The 21642-nt window shown below is 32.6% G+C and carries 11 protein-coding genes and 1 pseudogene; 7 read left to right on the forward strand and 5 right to left on the reverse strand.

The features are described from left to right. Positions 1–13: 13 nt before the first annotated feature. The 5 genes from WHA43_RS00435 to WHA43_RS00455 all read right to left on the reverse strand — a co-directional run bounded on the left by WHA43_RS00435 (position 14) and on the right by WHA43_RS00455 (position 10479). On the reverse strand, positions 14–2905 hold the full coding sequence (locus WHA43_RS00435) for an alpha-amylase family glycosyl hydrolase (protein ID WP_105045217.1): 2892 nt from the start codon (positions 2903–2905) through the stop codon (positions 14–16). 64 nt (positions 2906–2969) lie between these two features. Next, positions 2970–4802, reverse strand: coding sequence for a SusE domain-containing protein (locus tag WHA43_RS00440; RefSeq protein WP_105045218.1), 1833 nt, complete (start codon positions 4800–4802; stop codon positions 2970–2972). Between the two features lie 26 nt (positions 4803–4828). After that, the gene (locus WHA43_RS00445; RefSeq protein ID WP_105045219.1) at positions 4829–5929 is read right to left on the reverse strand and encodes a SusE domain-containing protein; all 1101 of its coding nucleotides are present in this window, start codon (positions 5927–5929) and stop codon (positions 4829–4831) included. 18 nt (positions 5930–5947) lie between these two features. After that, complete coding sequence (locus WHA43_RS00450) at positions 5948–7558, reverse strand: RagB/SusD family nutrient uptake outer membrane protein (RefSeq protein ID WP_105045220.1); 1611 nt, start codon at positions 7556–7558, stop codon at positions 5948–5950. Between the two features lie 17 nt (positions 7559–7575). After that, the gene (locus WHA43_RS00455; RefSeq protein WP_105047227.1) at positions 7576–10479 is read right to left on the reverse strand and encodes a SusC/RagA family TonB-linked outer membrane protein; all 2904 of its coding nucleotides are present in this window, start codon (positions 10477–10479) and stop codon (positions 7576–7578) included. Between the two features lie 196 nt (positions 10480–10675). Here WHA43_RS00455 and WHA43_RS00460 point away from each other — a divergent pair. The 7 genes and pseudogenes from WHA43_RS00460 to WHA43_RS00490 form a co-directional block, all read left to right on the forward strand. Further along, positions 10676–11701, forward strand: a pseudogene (locus WHA43_RS00460) (LacI family DNA-binding transcriptional regulator); the annotation flags it as partial. A 183-nt stretch (positions 11702–11884) separates the two neighbouring features. After that, entirely contained in the window at positions 11885–13249 is a 1365-nt protein-coding gene (locus WHA43_RS00465; protein ID WP_105045222.1) for an MFS transporter, read from the forward strand. Beyond that, positions 13250–13903, forward strand: coding sequence for a beta-phosphoglucomutase (pgmB, locus tag WHA43_RS00470; protein WP_105045223.1), 654 nt, complete (start codon positions 13250–13252; stop codon positions 13901–13903). It abuts the gene before it with no gap. Positions 13904–13960: 57 nt separating this feature from the next. Next, positions 13961–16267, forward strand: a complete 2307-nt coding sequence (locus tag WHA43_RS00475) for a glycoside hydrolase family 65 protein (RefSeq protein WP_105045224.1) — start codon at positions 13961–13963, stop codon at positions 16265–16267. Positions 16268–16326: 59 nt separating this feature from the next. Further along, on the forward strand, positions 16327–18255 hold the full coding sequence (locus WHA43_RS00480; RefSeq protein WP_105045225.1) for a glycoside hydrolase family 13 protein: 1929 nt from the start codon (positions 16327–16329) through the stop codon (positions 18253–18255). A 2-nt stretch (positions 18256–18257) separates the two neighbouring features. Continuing rightward, the gene (locus WHA43_RS00485) at positions 18258–19211 is read left to right on the forward strand and encodes an alpha/beta hydrolase (RefSeq protein ID WP_105045226.1); all 954 of its coding nucleotides are present in this window, start codon (positions 18258–18260) and stop codon (positions 19209–19211) included. 47 nt (positions 19212–19258) lie between these two features. Next, positions 19259–21634, forward strand: a complete 2376-nt coding sequence (locus tag WHA43_RS00490; RefSeq protein WP_105045227.1) for a TIM-barrel domain-containing protein — start codon at positions 19259–19261, stop codon at positions 21632–21634. The last annotated feature ends 8 nt before the right edge of the window (positions 21635–21642 follow it).

Consider the following 21642-nt stretch of genomic DNA (forward strand, 5'->3'; position numbering starts at 1 on the left):
TTTTAGGTTTTAATTAGTTAATAATTAGTTTTTTGGTTTCTATGTTGTTTGAATTTTCTTGGATTCTCACAAAATAAATTCCGGAATTTAAATCAGTTACCGAAAACAAATTGTTTTTGATGTTTGCACTCGAAAACTGTTTTACTTGCTTGCCTGTTATGTCAAATACACTTACTTTTTGTACATCTTTTGATAAAGAAAAAGTACTAGAAGTTGGATTTGGATACAGTTGTAGGGTAGTTTTTTCTAATGTAATATCGTCATTTGATAGGGTAGCAGCTTTATTTCCAAAGATTCTGAATTGACCTGGTTGCAATGTAATTGTACTTGCAGAATAGGTTGTGTTGTTTGTTGCATCCATCAAATCAACCCAAGCTCCAGCTAATGGAAAATTGGTGTTTACGGTTTGTTGCACAACATCAAAATTGGCTAAAATAACTACATTTCTAAGTCCCGTTTCAGGAATATTGGTATCGTAAATATCAATTCTCGGAGTTAATGAACCTGAGGTAATTGTGTAATCTCCCTCAAAAACAGGTTCGTTAATTTTTAATAAATTGATTCTTGCCCAATCATCGTAAATTTTCTTTCTAGCAGGAATTGACATCCAATTATCTGTCCATTGTGGTTGTTGTTTGGTGTCTAATTTACAATCGCCATCTGTTCCTCCTGGCTCATTTACAGTACCATTGTTACAAGCGAAAATAGAAATATCCATCCCTAAAGAAGCAAAATGCCAAATCATTTTTGGACCTGGAATGGTTAAACTTATTGCGCCAATGGCAGACATTCTAGATAATGCGGTGTTTAAATCTTTTACATTATGAGCAGCAATTGCGCTGTTTCCAAAAGTTACAGCTCTATACATGATTCTTTCTTCGTCATGACTTTCAGGATATCCAATGATTCTAGGACCATTAAATTGAGCACGAGATTTGTGTCCAATTCCACTGATGTTTGAGTTTGCACTGTATCCCATAATCAATTGACTGTAAGGATCTGTCATTTTTCCCCATAACATTACTCCTTTACCTTCATTATAACGATAGTTTGCCCATTCTTTTTCTTCATTTTGTTCGCCTAAATGTTCAAAAATCACATAGTGATTGGTATCTAAAGACCAAGAATAATCAGCGTACTGTTTTAAAATATCAACTCTGTCTTGTTGATAACTATTGGTACAACCTTCATCACTTCCTGAGCAATTTTGAGTAAAACCTTTGGTTAAATCCCAACGAAATCCATCAATTTTAAAATCTTCAATCCAGTGTTTTACAACTCTTTTGGTATATTCTTGAGTTAAGGCACTTTGATGATTAAAGTCACTTCCCACATTATAACTATGTCTTGCTGTTTGATTAAAATAAGGATTATCGCTACTTGGATCTCCCCAACCATCGTTATCAGGATCATTCATCCACATGCGAACCATAGGATTTCTTCCAAACGCATGATTTAAAGCAACATCCAAAATTACTGCGATTCCGTTTTGATGACACAAATCAATAAACTCCTTGAATTTTTCCTCAGTACCATAAAATTTATCTAAAGCCATGTGAAATGAGGTATTGTAACCCCAACTTTCATTGCCTTCAAATTCCATTACAGGCATTAATTGAATGGCATTTACATTTAGGTTTTTGAAATAACTAATTCTGTCAATTAAATCCTGAAAATTTCTATTAGCATCAAAATCTCTAATTAAAACTTCATAAACAACCAAGTCTTCTTTTTTGGGTTTTTGAAAGTTGGTAACTGTCCAGTTGTAAGGTGTTTTTCCTGTTTGCAGAACGGTTACTTCACGTTGTTGTCCTGAGGGATATGCAGGTAAATTTGGGTAAGTTGTTGATGAAATATAAGGATCATCAAAAGGTGATAAAACCAATGTTGAAAATGGATCAGCCGTTTTTACGATTGATGGAGAATTTACAACGGGTGTTTGATCATATACCCAGTATTGATAGGTTTCTATTTTTCCTGGAGTTAAGTTGCTTATTTCTAACCAGTATTTTCCTGTGTTTGGATCGCGTTTCATTACATCAGCTGCAGTAGGAGTGTAGTTGTTAAAACTACCCGCAACTTGAACAAAATCTTTTCCTGGAGCAGTTAAAACAAGGGTTGCTTTGGTTTGATCAGAACCATAATTAATTCCATCTAACAGTCCATTTGGCATGGCTTCTGGGATTACAGTGGGCACTAAAATGATTTGAAAACTAGCTTGCCCTGTTTCTGTTGAGTTTGGTGGAGTACCTACAACTCTAACAGTGCCACCTTGAGTAATGTTGGTAATGGTTGCATTACAATTTGGAAATCCACAAGTTCCAGTAGCTACAGAAACATCATTCAAGAAAACTTGAATACTACCTTGAACGGTTGTTGAACCTTGAAAATCGATTTGAGCTGTAATAGATAAATTTTGTCCTGAACTCACTAAAACTTGACTAGCAGTAGGATTTGTGATACGAACTTGTACTTTTCCAACAGGGAAAATAAAATCTTTACAACCTGTGGCTTTTAATTCTTGAGTTCCAGTTTCATTTCTAAAAACCATTCCCATTTGCGCTGCAGTTTGAATTTGGATAGGAGATAAGTTAAAATATGTTTGTGGAGTAATGGTAATACTGTAAGTACCATTTCCATTATTGGTCATCAAACCAACACCATCATCTTGTCCCCAGTTTCCAATAACATTAAATCCGAAAGCATTTGCTTTGTTACCAATTCCAGCATGCATATATACTTTTGCAGGATTGCTTAAACCATTACAGTTAGTTGCTGTACTATTAATATCAACGGTAATTGTAACAGGTTTATCAACTTCAATAGCACTTACATCGAAAGTAACTTGCGCTTTTGCAATTAATGAAATAAAAAGTAGTGAAATAAAAAGTAGTTTTTTCCTCATAAGATATTTTTTTTAATAAAAAGACCATACAAAATATTTTGTATGGTCTTTTTGGGTATAAAACTTAATTTAATGTGATTGTTTTGGTAACTGTATTTACAGTCAACGTGTACGTTCCTGGAGTACCAATAAATCGTACATTGCTATCACCATCGTTTGCATTTTCAAAATTTGCATCAATAGTGTACCCTTCATTTGAGAAATAAGGGAAATTGTAACTTGGTGATCCCCATTCTAAGGTTCTGTCAGTGAAAAATCGGAATGCATCATTTGCAAAAGTTACAGATCCAGAGTAAATTCCTGCTCCAGTACATGGTAATGCTACAGGAGAAGCCCATCCCCAACCAGCGTCAGGAACTCCAGCTCCAACCAACCAAAGTTGGTCAAATTCACACTGAGATTGTTCTGGACCTAAAGTGATGGTTTTGTTTACATCATCAATTGTTAAGAAATAAGTTCCAGGTGTGCCAGCAAATCTAAAATTGCTATCTCCATCATTAGCGTTTACTAAGTCAGCATCAATTGTATATCCTGCATTTGCATAATAAGGATAATTGAAACTTGGAGAACCCCATTCTAAAGTTCTGTCAGAAAAGAAACGGAAAGCATCATTTGTTAATTTGATATTCCCTTCATATTTTCCAGTTCCAGTACAGCTAATTTGAACAGGTGAAGCCCATCCCCAACCAGCATCAACAGCACCAGCACCTACAACCCATAACTGATCAAAGTTACAGTTCGGACCAACTACTGGTGGTCCTAAAGTGATTGTTTTTGTTTGAGTATCAATAGTTAAGAAATAAGATCCTGCAGTACCAATAAAACGGAAGTTGCTATCACCATCATTAGCGTTTTCAAAATTACTATCAATAGTATAACCTCTGTCAGTAAAATATGGGAAATTATAACTTGGAGAACCCCATTCTAATGCTTTGTCAGTGAAAAATCGGAAGTTTCCACCATTATCAGGAGATAAATTGATGTTTCCAGACCATTTTTTTCCTTGTAATAACAACTCAACTGGTGATGACCAACCCCAACCTGCATCCACAGCACCAGCACCAACTACATAAAGAGCAGGAGGTAAGGCAACATCATAAGGAGTGATTGAAAGTGTTAACGTCTCAGAAGTTCTGAATAAATCACCAGCAGCAGTTTTAGCAGTTGCACGAATTCTGAATTCAAAATTTGCAGCAGTTCCAGCAACTCCGTTGTTATCTAAAACAGCAGTATTTAAAGCACCATGAGTTAAATCTATTGTTTTGTTTGCAGTTTCTCCTAAGTTTGCAACAGTTGCAAAATCAGTTCCGGCCTCTGCCATTTGTAATTGATACGTAACAGCAACAGTACTTACTGAAGTAATTTCTGGATCATCCCAAGTTACAGTAGCAATTACAGCATCTGGATTTACATCAGACAATACAAATGAATCATTTGCATTTGGACTTGTAAATACTGGTAATTGAACGGCAAATTTAGAAACTTGGAATAAAATAGTGTTTGAAATGCTACTTCCAGTAGAGATTCTCATATAAACAGCAGTGTTAGTAAAAGAAGTAACATTTAAGCTGTTTAATACATTGTTGAAATCATTAACAGTCATTGAAAAGTTAGAAGTTGTTGTTGTTCCTAACGTTGTAGGATTTGCAAATTCTGGTTCCAAAGACATTTGAATAGTATAAGTAGCACCTGTATTCACATCATCTTTCCAGTTGATGGTAAATGCAGGATTGTCTGGCAAAGCAAAATTTAAGAAAATAGTGCTTATTCCTGGTGTGTTTAGTACAAATTCAGGCTCTGGACTTGTAACTACCAAGCTGTCTTCTACATCACAAGAACCTAGTAATAAGGTAAATGAAAGTATTAGATAGCTTAATTTTTTTATAAAATTGTTCATTTTTTATCGTTTAAATTAAGTTGATATTATAAGTTTAAGGGAATTAAAATATAACGCCCAGTTAAATCATTAAACCACACATCATAATCATCTTCTACAATTACAGGAATTGCACCACCACCATTGGTTGCTACACCAGAAAAAGAAGTTGTGTTACCCCATCTTGCACCAGCTCCAGTTACAAATTCTACTGCACCAGGAGTTAATCTTACATTATTTGCATACCATTGATGTCCGTCAAATCCTAATTGAGTCATTGCAATGTTTGATGTACTAGAACCTTGTAAGCTTAAAGAAGCTGGACTAGTAATTCCTGTTGCATTAAAAGGAGTAAACGAAAAAGTATTCGTTGCAAAATTGATGGTAAACGTATAATATCCTTCTGTAACTCCGCTAGCGCCTGCTGTTGGAAAACGCTCAGGATCAGAACCTGTACCAGGATTTACTTCAATTTTAGAGCCATCATTTGTACCCCATTGAGGTTGCCATAAGCCTTTAGTCTCTAATAATTTAAAGTGACCGCCACCTGAAAATCTTCCAGTATAATAAAATACATTGCTATCAGTAGCATCTCTAAATAAAGGAGGATTGTTGCTATTGTTATTCCAACCAGGAGCAGTTGCATCACCCACTAAGTAATAATCATTAAATGCATAGTTGAAGTAAGGATATACATTGATTTCAATAGCATTTGAAGCAGCTGCTTCAGCATCTCTTGAGCCAATTGTTGATAGAATTCTGATGTATAATGCTTTCCATTCAAAAGGATTTAAACCTGCAGAACCTGCATTTGCGTTTACTTCACTAACAGATAAAGTTACATTCGTTTGTCCGGTAATGGTTGCAGCAGTTACAGGATTTGTAAAAGCATTATCACTAGAAAACTGAACAGCATAATTGATAGATGCTTGCTGACCATAGTCTGCAGCCTCCCAATTTAAAGTAAGTGCTGGATTGTTTGTATTTACAGGATCTAACTGTAAATCTGTAAAACCAACATTTGCTAAAACTGGGGCTGTTGGTGTTGAAATTGTAAACAATTCAGAGTTGTCATCACAAGCATTGAAAAGCATTGTAAATACTCCAATAAGTGTGATTGCTGAAAATCTTTTTATATTTTTCATCATTTATAATTCTTTTAAATATTAGTACCCAGGATTTTGAGTTAAATTTGGGTTAGAAGCTAAACTTGCTGAAGGAATTGGATATAAATTCATGTGAGCAGGCAAAGCAATTCCGTTAGTTCCATTTCCTTTCCAAGCCCAATTGTATGAACCTCCAGTAAATCTTCCATAACGAATTAAATCTTGTCTTCTATGAGCTTCCCAATGCAATTCTCTTGCTCTTTCATCTAGGATGAAATCCAATGTTAAATCACCAATTGTTAGATTGTTTTGAGGATTGTTAGCTCTAGTTCTAATTGCATTGATATAAGAAACTGCATCAGCAGGGCTTGCACCAGCACCACCTCTTAAATGAGCTTCAATGTACATTAAATACACGTCAGCCAATCTGAATAATGGGAAATCAGTATCTACAAATGTTTGGTCAACACCAAATCCACCTGTTGAAGTAGCATTTGAATATTTCTCTAAAATATATCCTTGATCTCTGTCAGAAATATCTAAAATATCAATTGGTCTTGAACCTTTAATGATGGTGTTTCTTGAATCGTTATTAAAAATACTTGCATCAAATAATTGTACAAATTGTTTTCTTAAACGTAAAGCACCACCCCAACCACCAGCAGAAACGCCAAGTGGAGCACCATTCAATTCTAAACTTCCAACTGAACCGTTAATCATAACAGTTGTTGGTCCGTAGTTTTGAACATAAGTACCATCTGAAATTAATGGGAAGATAATTTCATTGTTTGCAGAATTTGTGTTGTTATCTGCCATGAAATTATGTAAGTAATTGGTTGCTAATGAATAGCCTCCACCAATTATTTTTTTACAGTAATCAATACATTCTGTGTATTTAGCTTGACCAATGTACACTTCAGCATTCAAATAGATTTTTGCTAAAATCATCCAAGCAACACCTTTATCAGCTCTTCCATGCTCGTTTGTTTTTGGATCAGCTAAATCACCTTCAATGGCTTTTAATTCACTTTCTACATAATCAAATAATTGTTGACGATTGTAAGCTGCAGGTTGAGCATTGATAGCGTCTGCTTCTGTAGTGAAGTTTGCTTTTCCAAACAAATCCATCATATAGTAGTAAGACATTGCTCTTAACAAACGTGCCTCAGCTCTGTATTTTACAATTTCTGCTTTTGTTGCATCAGAAACATTTCTCGAAGCTAATTTTTCATCCGTAGTTTCTCTCAAAAAGTTATTTGCAAAAGCTATTGTAACATTTGTTCTACCAAACATTCCTAGGATTATAGGATCATCAGCATTCCATATGTTACGTTGAATTTCACGTGTTCCAGGGTCGTTTTCATAAGACCATATCATTTCATCAGCTGATAAGGTTTGTAAATATAAAAGAACACGTCCAAACTGACTTGTTCCAGCATCTAATCCATCAATATTTGAGGATCCAGGACCGTCAACACCAGTTAAAGATAAGTTTGCATACACCCCAGCTAACAATTGTTTGTAAGCGGTTTCAGTTGCAAAAAAATCTTCACCTAATAAATCTTGATCGTCTTGTGGAGTGATGTCAAGGTCTTTTGTACACGAAGACATCGCAACTAGCATCACAAGAAATAAGATTGCTAATTTGTTAAAATTCATAATTTTTTTCATCTTTATTTCTTTTGTAATTAAAATTTAATATTTGCACCAACCAAGAATGTTCTTGGTCTTGGAAAATTTGTATTGTCAATTCCGTTAAACAATTCAGGATCTAAACCAGAGTAGTTTGTAATTGTGAATACATTTTGCATACCCGCCCAAATACGAATGCTGTTAGAAGCAAATTTTTTGATTGGTTTGTTAAAAGTATATCCCAAAGTGATGTTATCCATTCTTAAGAAAGAAGCATTTTCTAAATAGTAATCTGAAATGATTACGTCTGAAGTACTTCTAAAATTGGTATTTAAAACAGAAGTTGGAATATTTCCTAATACTGCATTGTCTTGCAATAAATCATATTGTGCTAATCCAGAATTTATGTTGTTATAAGCATAATTTCCTACACTAGCTCTCAAGTTAAAAGTCATATCAAAATTCTTGTAGTTGAAATTGGATTGAAAACCAAAGGTAAAGTCAGCTTGTGGATTTCCTTTTAAATAACGATCTTGAGTATTGATAATTCCATCACCATTTAAATCAGCATAAGCACCTTCAATTGGTTTTCCTGCAGTATCATATAATTGTTTGAAAACATAAAATGAATTTGGTGCAAAACCTTCTCTAAATAATTGAATAAAGTTTCCAGTACCACCTGCAATTCCACCTGTAGTTACATCTTGATTTAAAGCCAATTCTTTAATTTCACGATCTAAATAAGTTGCGTTAAAGTTTACATTCCAATTCAAGTTTTCTTTTTTGATTACATCAGCATTCATTGTAAATTCTAAACCATCTACCTGTAAGTCTCCAATATTTTGAAGAACTCTATTTGTAAAGTTTGAACCATCAGCAACTGGCGCATCAGAAATTAAATCTGTTGAATTTTTTCTAAAAGCATTGATAGATCCAGAAATTTTGTTGTTAAATAAACCGTAATCTACACCAAATTCAACTGTAGCAACTTTTTCCCAACGTAAATTACTTCTTTCAGAAGGGATAGTTGATTGAATTGGCACACCACCAAATAAGAATTGAGAGTTTTGATTTCCAAAACGATATCTGTCTAAATATAAATCACCTGCAATTCCATCTTGCTGACCATTGATACCATAAGAAGCACGTAATTTTAATTCTGATATCACTTTATTGTCTTTTAAGAAATCTTCATCGCTCATTCTCCAAGCAAAAGCAGCTCCACCAAAATCACCCCATCTGTTTACTGGACCAAAACGCGAAGTTCCATCTCGTCTATAATTCAATGTTAATAGATATTTTTCATTGAAAGTAATATTAGCTCTTGCTAAGAAACCAATTAAAACAACAGGTGTATTTACATATGAAGTAAAACCTGTATCATTAGGATTTCTTAAATTTCCTGTGCTATCTCCATTTCCATTGAAAGATTGATAATCATAACCAACTAAAAAATCAGTTTTAAACTTGCTAAAAGTATTGGCATAATTTAAAGTTGCATTAAAGTTTTCGTTTAAATTTTCATTTGTATATGAACCCTCACCACCTATAAATAAATCTGTATAGTTTGCTGGACTATTCAAAGGATTAAAAAATGAACCTTCTTGAATTGATTTATCAAAACCAGCACTTACGCTAGCAATAACTTCTGGTAAAAAATGTAATTTATAATCAATTTTTAAATTTCCAAATTGTCTGAATCTGTTTGATCTATTGTCATTTTGTAACAAAGCAGCCACTGGATTTCTTGTTCCATTATCAACTAAAACACCATTTGGAGTTCTAGTGATGTGTTGATAAAAACCACCAAAAGGAGATGTTGGATCATACACTGGTTGAGTTGGGTCATAACGCAAAGCAGCATTTACCTGACCAGCATCAGCAAATCTTTCATTTACAAAAGCTCTTGTATAATTTAAACTTACTTTTAAGTGATCATTAAAAAATGATGGATTCATACTTAAAGAAACGTTGGCTCTGTCAAATTGAGAAGTCAATATATTTCCTTCAATTTCAGAGAAATTTACAGAAAGTCTTGTAGGAATTCTCTTGAAAATTTGTCCTCTTGCACTGATATTGTGTTGAGTAGAAACTGATTGTTGAAAGATTTCATCTTGCCAGTTTGTATTGGCAGTTCCTAACATTCCAACATCATTAGGTCTTCTAGTTGCAATTAAACTTCTAAAAGCATCTCCATCAAACACAGAAATTCTGTCTTTGATTTCTCCAAAAGCAACTTGATAGTCATAATCTAATGAATAATCTGTTTTCCCTTTTTTGGTAGTAATAATGATTACACCATTAGCACCTCTTGCACCATAAATAGCAGTTGCAGAAGCATCTTTAAGTACAGAAAATGAATCAATGTCATTAGGGTTGATACTATTCAAATCAACACCTGATAGAGGTAAACCATCAATAACAATCAATGGATCGTTTGATGCGTTTAAAGAAGAACCACCACGAATTCTAATTTGAGAACCAGAGCCAGGAGCACCACTTGTGGTAATATTAACCCCTGCAACTCGTCCACTTAATAAGTTTTCTGGAGTTACAATGTTACCCTTAGTCATCTCTTTAGCAGTAATAGCCTCAACAGAACCTGTTGCATCTTTTACAGTTGTAGAACCATAACCTACAACAACTATTTCATCTAGTTGTTCTAAAGCTTCTTCTAATTCTACAACCAGATTTTTGTTGGTTCCAATTACAATTTCTTTATCTGCAAAACCCAGATATCTAAAAACAAGTATGCTACCTGCTTTTACGTTTTCAATTGCAAATTTCCCATCGAAATCTGTCTCTGTACCTTTTGTTGTACCTTTCACAACAACACTTACACCTGGCAACGTATCACCAGATTTTTTTTCTTTTACAACTCCTTGGACTGTTTGTTGGGCAAACATGTTGAAAGAGGAAGCTAAAAGAAATCCAATTAACAATAATTTAAAATTTTTCATGTATAATTTGTTAAGTAATAACTGTAAATTTGATTTTGATTTAACAATAAATTCACATTCCACATCGTAAATATAGAATGCAAATCGTAAAATTCAATGAGCTAAAAATTACGAAATCGGTTTCGTGTTGACAACTTTTTTTAGATAATTTTCATTAATTTAGCAAAAAAAATAATCGTTATTTGTCTATTTATTAAAAATGAAGCAAAAAATTACCATTAAGACAATTGCTAAGGAACTAGGAGTATCAACTTCTACTGTATCAAAGGCGTTAAAAGATAGCCATGAAATAGGCAAAGAAACGAAAGATAAAATTCAGGCTTTTGCCAATCACTACAACTACAAACCTAATAGTTTGGCATTGCAATTACGCAATCAAAAAACCAAAGTAATTGGGGTAATTTTGCCTAAAATTGTTCACCATTTTTTCTCAACAGTCATCATGGGAATTGAGTCTTATGCAAATGAAAAAGGGTATCACATTATGGTTTGTTTTTCTAATGAAGACTATCAAAAAGAAGTAGAAACTTTACGAGTGTTATCTAATGGAAGTGTAGATGGTTTAATAGTTTCAATTGCTAATGAAACCCTTGAAAACAAAGACTTTTCGCATTTTATTGATTTGGTTGAAGAAGACATTCCTTTGGTGTTATTTGACAGAGTTGTTGATGATATTTTATGTGATAAAATAGTCGTTGATGATGTTGGTGCAGGTTATAAAGCTACTAAATATTTGATTGATATTGGTTGCCAAAAAATTGGACTGATAACAACTCCAGACCACGTTAGTGTTGGTGCTTTAAGACGTTTAGGATATGAAAAAGCACTTATAGAATCCTATATAAAAACCGATAAAAATTTAATCATCAAAATTGATGAAAAGCAAGACATCAAAAAGCAAATAGAACAATTATTTGAACAAAATATTGACGGAGTTTTCGCTGTAAATGAAATATATGCCGCTAATGCAATGCGAATTGCCAAAGAAAAAGGGCTAAACATTCCGAATGATATTTCAATAATTGGCTTTACTGACGGTTTGATTTCAGAATATTCTTCGCCTTCAATTACTACAATTGCACAACACGGATTTACCATGGGAAGACAAGCAGTGGAACTTTTAATTGAAAGAATTGAAAATGAACAAGAAGTTTTCAATCCAAAGAAAATTGTGATTTCTAGTGATTTAAAACTGCGAGAATCTACGAAACCGTCGTCGTAAAAATTTCAAATAATTTCTTTTTTACGAAACCGTCGTCGTAAATTTTTGTAGTAAATTTTACCAACTTTACAAAAAAAATATATATTTGTTGTCAAATTAGGATTTATCAGTAAATTACATTCCACACTTAGTAATTGATAAGTCTAATACACTTATCGAAATATTCATCAATAATATTCGATAATGGAAAAAAGGAAATTAAGTTTCCTGCAAATCTGGAACATGAGTTTTGGATTTTTAGGAATACAAATGGGTTTCGCACTTCAAAACGCAAACGCAAGTAGAATCTTACAAATTTTTGGGGCTGATGTCCACGAACTTTCGTGGTTTTGGATTATTGCACCTTTAATGGGATTAATTGTTCAACCAATCATTGGACATTATAGTGATAAAACTTGGGGAAGATTTGGAAGAAGAAAACCGTATTTTTTAGTTGGAGCCATTTTAGCCTCTATTGGATTGGTGTTAATGCCACAAGCAGAAATATTCATAGCCTTTTTACCTGCTTTATGGGTAGGTGCTGGTTTTTTAATGATTATGGATGCTTCTTTTAACATTGCCATGGAACCTTTTAGGGCTTTAGTAGGTGATAATTTAAGAACAGATCAACGAACTTTAGGGTTTAGTGTTCAAACTGCTTTAATTGGTTTTGGAGCAGTAGTGGGTTCTTGGTTGCCATATGCTTTAACAAATTGGTTCGGAATTTCTAACGAAACCTCAGCAGGAATTGTGCCTGCAAACTTAATTTGGTCATTCATTATTGGGGCAATTGTACTGATGGTATCTATTTTAATTACAGTAACCACAACAAAAGAATATTCTCCTGAAGAATTAGAGAGTTTTGAAGATGAACAATCTCATTTAGAGGCTGATCAAAAAGAACATTCAACAGAAAACGCTAGTTTATCAGCTATTTTTGATGATTTTAAAAAAATGCCAACAACCATGCGTCAGCTAAGTTGGGTGCAATTCTTTTCATGGTTTGGTCTTTTTGGTATGTGGGTTTTTTCAGTTCCTGCAATTGCACAACATATTTATGGCTTATCGCATACTGACAGTAGTAGTGCAGCATATCAAGATGCAGGTGATTGGGTTGGAATTCTATTTGGAATTTACAACTTTGTTTCTGCTTTTTATGCCTTTATATTACCTTACATTGCCCAAAAAATCGGTAGAAAAAGAACGCATTCAATTTCGCTAATTATTGGAGGTTTAGGATTGTTATCCATTTATATAATGCCTGATAAAAATTGGTTAATCCTTTCTATGATTGGTGTTGGAATTGCTTGGGCAAGTATTTTGGCGATGCCTTATGCTATTCTTGCAGGTTCAATTTCTCCAAAGAAAATGGGAGTTTACATGGGGATTTTTAATTTCTTCATTGTAATTCCTCAAATTATCAATGCTCTTATTGGTGGTCCGCTTGTAAAATATGCGTATAACAACGAAGCTATTTTTGCAATAATTGTTAGCGGAGTTAGTTTTTTAATTGCTGCAGCTCTCGTTTATAAAGTAAAAGACGTAGATGATGTAGTACAAACAGTTTAAATGAAAAAAGGAATTATTTTTGATTTGGATGGTGTCATAGTAGATACCGCAAAATACCATTACTTGGCCTGGAAAAAATTAGCCAATCAATTGGGATTTGAATTTACCCAAGAGCAAAACGAATTGTTCAAAGGTGTGAGTAGAAAACGCTGTTTAGATATTTTATTAGAAATGGGAAATCTTTCAGCTACTCAAGAACAGAAAGATGTTTGGATGATCGAAAAAAACAATGATTATCTGGCATACATCGAAAAAATGGATGACTCAGAGATTCTTCCTGATGTTCCAAAAATTTTAACATTATTAAAAGAAAATGCCATTCCAATTGCTTTGGGATCTGCAAGTAAAAATGCACTTCCCATTTTAGAAAAAGTAGGCTTAGCTCACTTTTTCGATGTAATTGTAGATGGCAACAACGTAACCAAAGCAAAGCCAGATCCAGAAGTTTTTCTGATGGCTGCAAAAAAAATGAATCTTTCACCATCAAATTGTATTGTATTTGAAGATGCTGTAGCAGGTATTGAAGCTGCAAATGCTGCCAATATGATTAGTATTGGTATTGGTGAAAAAGAGGTGCTTTCACAAGCAAAATTTATTTTCAAAGATTTTACTCAAATCAGTACTGATTTTATGAAAAAGTTAATTAGTAATTAAAAAAAGAATTTATTCTACTGTCTAAAGTCCAAAGACTACAGTCTAAAAATACAACCAATGAATCAAGATTATATACAACCAAATGAATGGTCAATCATTGAAGAAGGATTTGATCCAAAAAGGGTGAAATCGTCTGAAAGTTTATTCAGTATTGGCAATGGAGCCATGGGTCAACGTGCCAATTTTGAAGAAAATTATTCAGGAAAAACTTTTCAAGGAAGTTATATTGCTGGAGTTTATTATCCAGATAAAACCAGAGTTGGATGGTGGAAAAATGGCTATCCTGAGTATTTTGCCAAAGTGTTAAATGCACCAAATTGGATTGGAATTGATATCAAAATAAACGATGAAACGCTTGATTTACATACATGTAAAGAAGTTTCAAATTTTAGAAGAGAACTCAATATGAAAGAAGGTTGGTTAGCTAGAAGTTTTGAAGCTGTTTTGCAAAATAACATCAAAATTAGTGTTCAGATCAAACGTTTTTTAAGTTTAGAATTGGATGAAATTGGGGCAATTCATTATCAAATAAAACCAATTTCTGGTGATGCAACCATCACTTTTACTCCTTATTTAGATGCAAGTATCACCAATGAAGATAGCAATTGGGCTGACCAATTTTGGGATGTTTTAAAGATTGATCAAAATAAAAAACAATCATTTATTGTTGCAAAAACGATGAAAACAAATTTTCATACATGTACGTTTATGCAATCAAAAGTATTTGTTGATGGAGCTGAAGTTTTGATGGATGCAACAAATACAACCTCCGAAAAAAAAGCATCAAGTTCATACCAACAAAACATCCGTAAGAATCAAATTTTTGCGATTCAAAAGTTTGGAGGCTATATTGTTGATAGAAACCATCCAAAAGATGCATTAATTGAAGCTGCAAAAGAAGTTTTAGACAAAGCAGTGAGTTTTGGCTTTGATTCATTATTGGAAATGCAAAAACAATCCTGGGCGAAAATTTGGGAAATGGCAGATATTACTATTGCTGGCGATGTAAAAGCACAACAAGGTATTCGTTTTAATATTTTTCAATTAAATCAAACATATTTAGGTACAGATGCTTCTTTAAATATCGGCCCAAAAGGATTTACAGGCGAAAAATACGGAGGAAGTACATATTGGGATACAGAAGCATATTGCATACCATTTTACATGGCAACTAAAGATCAATCAGTTGCGCGTAAATTATTGGAATACAGATATAATCATTTGGAAAAAGCTATTGAAAATGCACAAAAATTAGGTTTCAAAAACGGAGCTGCATTGTATCCAATGGTGACTATGAATGGTGAAGAATGTCATAACGAATGGGAAATTACGTTCGAAGAAATTCATAGAAATGGCGCTATTGCTTTTGCCATTTTTAATTATCATCGCTATACGAACGACTATTCTTATATTCCTGAAAAAGGCTTGGAAGTTTTGATTGGAATTGCACGTTTTTGGCATCAAAGAGCCACTTTTTCTTCAGATAAAAACAAGTTTGTGATTTTAGGAGTTACAGGTCCTAATGAATATGAAAACAACGTAAATAACAATTTTTATACAAATTATATTGCAAAATGGTGTATCAATTATGCGTTGGAAAATATAAAAATTGTAAAAAATGATCATATTTCAGATTTTATAAGAATCAAAGAAAAAACAGCAATTTCTGATGCTGAATTGGCTGCTTGGAAAAATGTAGCAGATTTAATGTATTTTCCATATTCTGAAAAACATCAAGTTTATTTACAACAAGATGGATTTTTAGACAAAGAATTAATCACAGTTGCAGCGTTAGATAAATCGCAAAGACCTATCAATCAAAAATGGAGTTGGGATCGAATTTTACGTTCACCTTACATCAAACAAGCTGATACATTGCAAGGTTTTTACTTTTTTGAAGATGATTTTTCTAAGGAAGAATTGGCACGTCACTTCGATTTTTACGAACCATTTACAGTGCATGAAAGTTCACTTTCTCCTTGTGTACACAGCATTCAAGCTTCAAAATTAAACAGAATGGAACAGGCATATACTTTTTATTTGCGTACATCTCGTTTAGATTTGGACGATTATAATCACGAAGTTGAAGAAGGTTTGCACATCACTTCAATGGCAGGAACTTGGATGAGTATTGTTGAAGGTTTTGGCGGAATGAGAATCAAAAATAACATGCTTTCTTTTGAACCAAAAATTCCAAAACAATGGAATTCTTATTCCTTTAAAGTGAATTTTAGAAATACCATTGTAAAAATCAATGTGCAACAAAATGGCACTCATTTTACGGTTGATGGAAATGAAGAAGTAACTATTTTGGTAAATGAAAAGCTAGTAAAAGTAACACCAAATAATTTGGTAACTGTTTAGTATTTAATAATTTAAAATCAAAGAATTGGTTATCCTTGATTTGAAAAAAATCGAATTTCATGAAAAATAGTTTTTTGTTGCTTATTTTTATAGTATTTATTTCTTGTAATAATTCAAACAAAGAATCAATGAATACCGAAATTAAAGAGGTTTCAAACACGTTTTTAGAGCGTGTTGAGCCGCCAAATTGGTGGATTGATTTCAAAGATTCATCATTGCAATTATTAGTCAAAGAAACAAATATTGGAAGCGCAAAACCAACGATTTCTTATGAAGGTGTAAGCATTCAAAAAGTACATCAAGCAAAAAGTAAAAATTATTTATTTATTGATTTACAAATTGATAAAAATACAAAAGCAGGCAAATTTGATATCGTTTTTACTTTTAATGACGGAACAACCAAAACTCATACTTATGAATTAAAAGAAAGACAAAAATCTTCTGAAAAATATGTTGGTTTTAACAGTACAGATGCTATTTATTTGATAACTCCTGATCGTTTTGCAAATGCAGATGAAACCAATGATATCAACGAAAATTTAAATGAAAAAATCATCAATAGAAAAGATGATTATGCACGTCATGGAGGAGATATCAAAGGAATTACCAATCACATCGATTACATTGCTGATTTAGGTTTTACTGCAGTTTGGCCAACTCCAGTTTTAACGAATGATATGTTCAGAGGTTCTTATCATGGGTATGCAATGACCGATTTTTATCAAGTAGATCCTCGTTTTGGAACACTTGCTGAGTATCAAGAATTGGCAAATGAATTGCGCAAAAAAGACATGAAACTCATCATGGATCAAGTAGCAAATCACTGTGGTTTAGAACATTGGTGGATGAAAGATTTGCCTTTTAATGATTGGGTAAATAACCAAGATTATTATGAAAAAAATAAGGAAAATTGGAACAACCAAACTGTAAAAGTTTCTAATCACAGGCGTACTACAAATCAAGATTTGTATGCTGCTGAAGCTGATAAAAGCGGCAATAACGAAGGTTGGTTTGTAGATACAATGCCCGATTTAAATCAACGTAATCCGTTCATGGCAAAATACATCATTCAAAATAGTATTTGGTGGATTGAAACGTTGGGTTTAGGTGGTATCAGACAAGATACTTATCCTTATCCTGACAAGCAATTCATGAGTAATTGGGCCGGAGCAATTATGAACGAATACCCCAATTTTTCGATTGTTGGAGAAGAGTGGAGTTACAATCCGTTGTTAATTGGCTATTGGCAAAAAGGTGCAAAAAACAAAGATGGATATGAATCGAATTTAACATCAACCATGGATTTTGCTATGCAAAATAATATTGTTGAAGCTTTTTCACAACATGAAAGTTACAATTCTGGTTTGACAAAAATTTATGAAGGTTTGGCAAATGATTTTCATTATGCTTCTCCAAAAGACATTCTAATTTTTCCTGATAATCATGATATGAGTCGAATTTTCACACAATTAAAAGGAGATGTAGTCAATACCAAAATGGCACTAAGTTATTTGTTGATGTTGCCAAGAATTCCACAAATTTATTACGGAACAGAAATTTTGATGAATGATTTTGCAAAACCTGGGGATCATGGTTTGATTAGAACTGATTTTCCTGGAGGTTGGAAAGGTGATGTTGTAAACGCATTTACTGGTGAAGGTTTGACTGATGATCAAAAAGAAATGCAATTGTTCTTAAAAAAAGTATTGAATTTTAGAAAAAATAGCAAAGCAATTCACGAAGGAAAAACGTTGCATTTTGCTCCTGAAAACGGAACGTATTTTCTTTTTAGAATCAAAGATGATGAGACAATTGTTCATATCATTAATAAAAACGACAAACCAATTTCTATTGATTTGAATCGTTTTAAAGAGGTAAAATTGAAAGGAAAAACGCTTAAAAATATATTGACTGGAGAAAATTTTACTTGGAATCAAACCATTCAACTCACTGAAAAAGGAAGTCTTATTTTAACCACAAAATTGTAATCATGAGGAAAATTCTTTTTTTTAGCGGACTTTTTTTATTGATAATTTCTTGCAGTCAAAATTCTAAAACGACCTTTTCTAAAATTAAATCGTATCATTTAGAAAGTGCTGTTTTATCATCAGGAAAACTGCTCAGAATTGATACGTTTCCATCAAAAAATATTACCCCAAGAACGGTTGATATTTGGCTACCAAAAAATTATTCTGATGAAAAAAAATATGCAGTTTTATACATGCATGATGGGCAAATGTTGTTTGATTCTACCACAACTTGGAACAAACAAGAATGGCGAATTGATGAAGCAGCAACCGATTTAATGGAGCAAAAAATCACCAAAGATTTTATAGTTGTAGGTGTTCATAATATTGCTGCTATTCGTTGGAATGATTTGTTTCCTGAAAAAGCAATGGATTTTATGGATGTAAATTCAAAAAACGAAGTATTTAAAAAAGCCCAAGAAAACAATATTTCTATAGATTTTAAAGGTGATGAATATGTAAAATTCATCGTAAATGAGTTAAAACCATACATTGATGCTACATTTTCTGTGTTTTCAGATAAAGAAAACACCTTTGTTGCAGGCTCTTCAATGGGTGGATTAATGTCTATGTATGCAATTTCAGAATATCCAAACATATTTCAAGGAGCAGCTTGTATTTCAACACATTGGGTTGGAGCTATGGCTCAAGAAAACAATCCTTTTCCGAATGCAATTTTTACTTATGTAGCTGCAAATGTTCCAGATTCAAAAACACACAAACTGTATTTTGATTATGGTGATCAAACCTTAGATCGACATTATCCACAATATGCACCAACTGTCGATTCAATTTACATGAGTAAAGGATACACTATTGAAAATTTTAGAAATATTCATTTTCCAAATACGGATCATTCAGAAAAGTCATGGCAAAACAGAATTCATATTCCGTTGACTTTTTTATTGAAAAAGTAAGTTTTTAAGCTAATTGCCAATTTTTCAACAAATTATAATAGCATTACATGAAAAAAAATATTTTCTATTTATTTATTTGTATTTCATCAATAGTATTTTCTCAAAACGCAGAAAGAAAATTTTTAAGTGCTGATTTTAAAAATCAAATTATCAATATCAAAGTTTCTGATGGAAGTTACAAAATTCAATTTTACAATAAATACATTGTTGAAACAAGTTTTATTCCAACAGAGGAAACCTTTTCAAAGAAATCTCATGCAGTAGTTTTACAACCTGAAAAGACCATTTTTAAAACCCAAGAAACAACCGATTTTATTGAAATTATTTCTGATGGAATTCAAATAAAAATTCAAAAAAATCCTTTTCAAATTTCCTATTTCTATCAAAATAAAACACTTATTTCTGAAAAACTAGGGTATCAAAAAGATTCCATTCATGAGAAAATTCAGTTGAATTTAGATCAAAATGAAGTGTTATATGGAGCAGGAGCAAGGGCTTTAGGGATGAACAGACGTGGCAATCGTTTGCAATTGTACAACAAAGCACATTATGGGTATGAAACACGCTCAGAATTGATGAATTTTACAATGCCAATTGTTATTTCATCTAAAAAATATTTGATTCATTTTGATAATCCAGCTATCGGATTTTTAGATTTAGACAGTAAAAAAGACAATTCATTAACTTACGAAACAATTTCAGGAAGAAAAACATATCAAATTATTGTAGGTGATTCTTGGAAAAATTTAGTAGAAAATTATACGGATTTAACAGGAAAACAACCTTTGCCACCAAGATGGGTTTTAGGGAATTTTTCAAGCAGATTTGGATATCATTCTCAAAAAGAAACTGAACAAACCATTCAAAAGTTTCAAGAAGAAAAAATTCCTGTTGATGCTGTAATTTTAGATTTGTATTGGTTTGGAAAAACCATTCAAGGAACTATGGGAAATTTGGAAGTGGACAAAGATTCTTTTCCAGATATGAAAGGGATGATTTCTAAGTTTAAAAGCAAAGGAGTAAAAACAGTTTTAATTACAGAACCTTTTATTTTAAGCAACTCAAAAAAATGGAATGAAGCCGTTGAAAAAGATGTTTTGGCAAAAGATTCTGTTGGAAATCCTGCAAAATACGATTTCTATTTTGGCAACACAGGTATTGTAGATATTTATAAAAATGAAGGAAAATTTTGGTTTTGGAATATCTATCAAGATATTTTAAATCTAGGAGTAAAAGGACTTTGGGGCGATTTAGGTGAGCCTGAAGTTTTGCCTTCTTGGGTAAAATTCCATCAAGCCAAAGCAGATGAAGTTCATAATATTTATGGTCATGATTGGGCAAAATTGATTTTTGATGGTTACAAAAATGATTTTCCAACAGAAAGACCTTTTATTTTAATGCGAGCTGGGTATTCTGGTTCTCAACGTTTTGGCATGATTCCTTGGTCTGGAGATGTCAATAGAACTTGGGGAGGTTTTCAATCACAACCAGAAATTGCGTTGCAAATGGGTATGCAAGGTTTAGGATATATGCATTCTGATTTGGGTGGATTTGCTGGTGCAAATTTAGATGATAATTTATACACGAGATGGTTGCAATATGGTGTTTTTCAGCCAATTTACAGACCTCATGCACAAGATGATGTGCCAAGTGAACCTGTTTTTAGAAGCGAAAGAGCTAAAAAATTGGCAAAAAAAGCGATTGAATTACGCTATCAATTACTACCTTATAATTATCATTTAGCTTTTGAAAATCATCAAAAAGGATTGCCTTTGATGCGTCCACTTTTTTTTGAAGAAGATTCTGAAAAATTACTGACAAATTCGACTTCTTATTTGTGGGGAAATGATTTTTTAATTACTCCAATTTTAAAAGATAGCATTACATCCAAAGAGATTTATTTTCCAAAAAATAGCAATTGGTTTGATTTTTATACTGATGAAAAAATAGCAGGAGGACAATCAAAAACAGTAACTGTATCTGAAGAAAATATCCCAACTTTTGTAAAAGCTGGTTCATTTATTCCCATGACTAGTATTATACAAACTACGGATAATTATACTGGAAATCAATTGATTGTACATTATTATCACGATGCAACAGTTGTTGAAAGTGAGCGAAAATTATATAATGATGATGGAATTACAGCCAATGCTTTTGAAAATGGCAGCTATGAAATTTTAGAATTTGAAGCTGAAATGGAAAAAAAATGGTTAGAGATTGATATAGAATCCGAAATTGGAAGTCAATGGATTTCTTCAGAAAAAGAAATTACATTGATTGTTCATAATATCAATTGGAGCCCTAAAAAGATAAAAATTAATGGAAAAAATATAAAAATTTCTCCTAAAAATAATCAACTATCAATTCCAATAAAATGGAATTTTCAAAAAGAATTAAAAATTAAAATATCATTAAAATAACTTTAAAA

The organism is Polaribacter gangjinensis (assembly GCF_038024125.1).
Classification (GTDB): domain Bacteria; phylum Bacteroidota; class Bacteroidia; order Flavobacteriales; family Flavobacteriaceae; genus Polaribacter; species Polaribacter gangjinensis.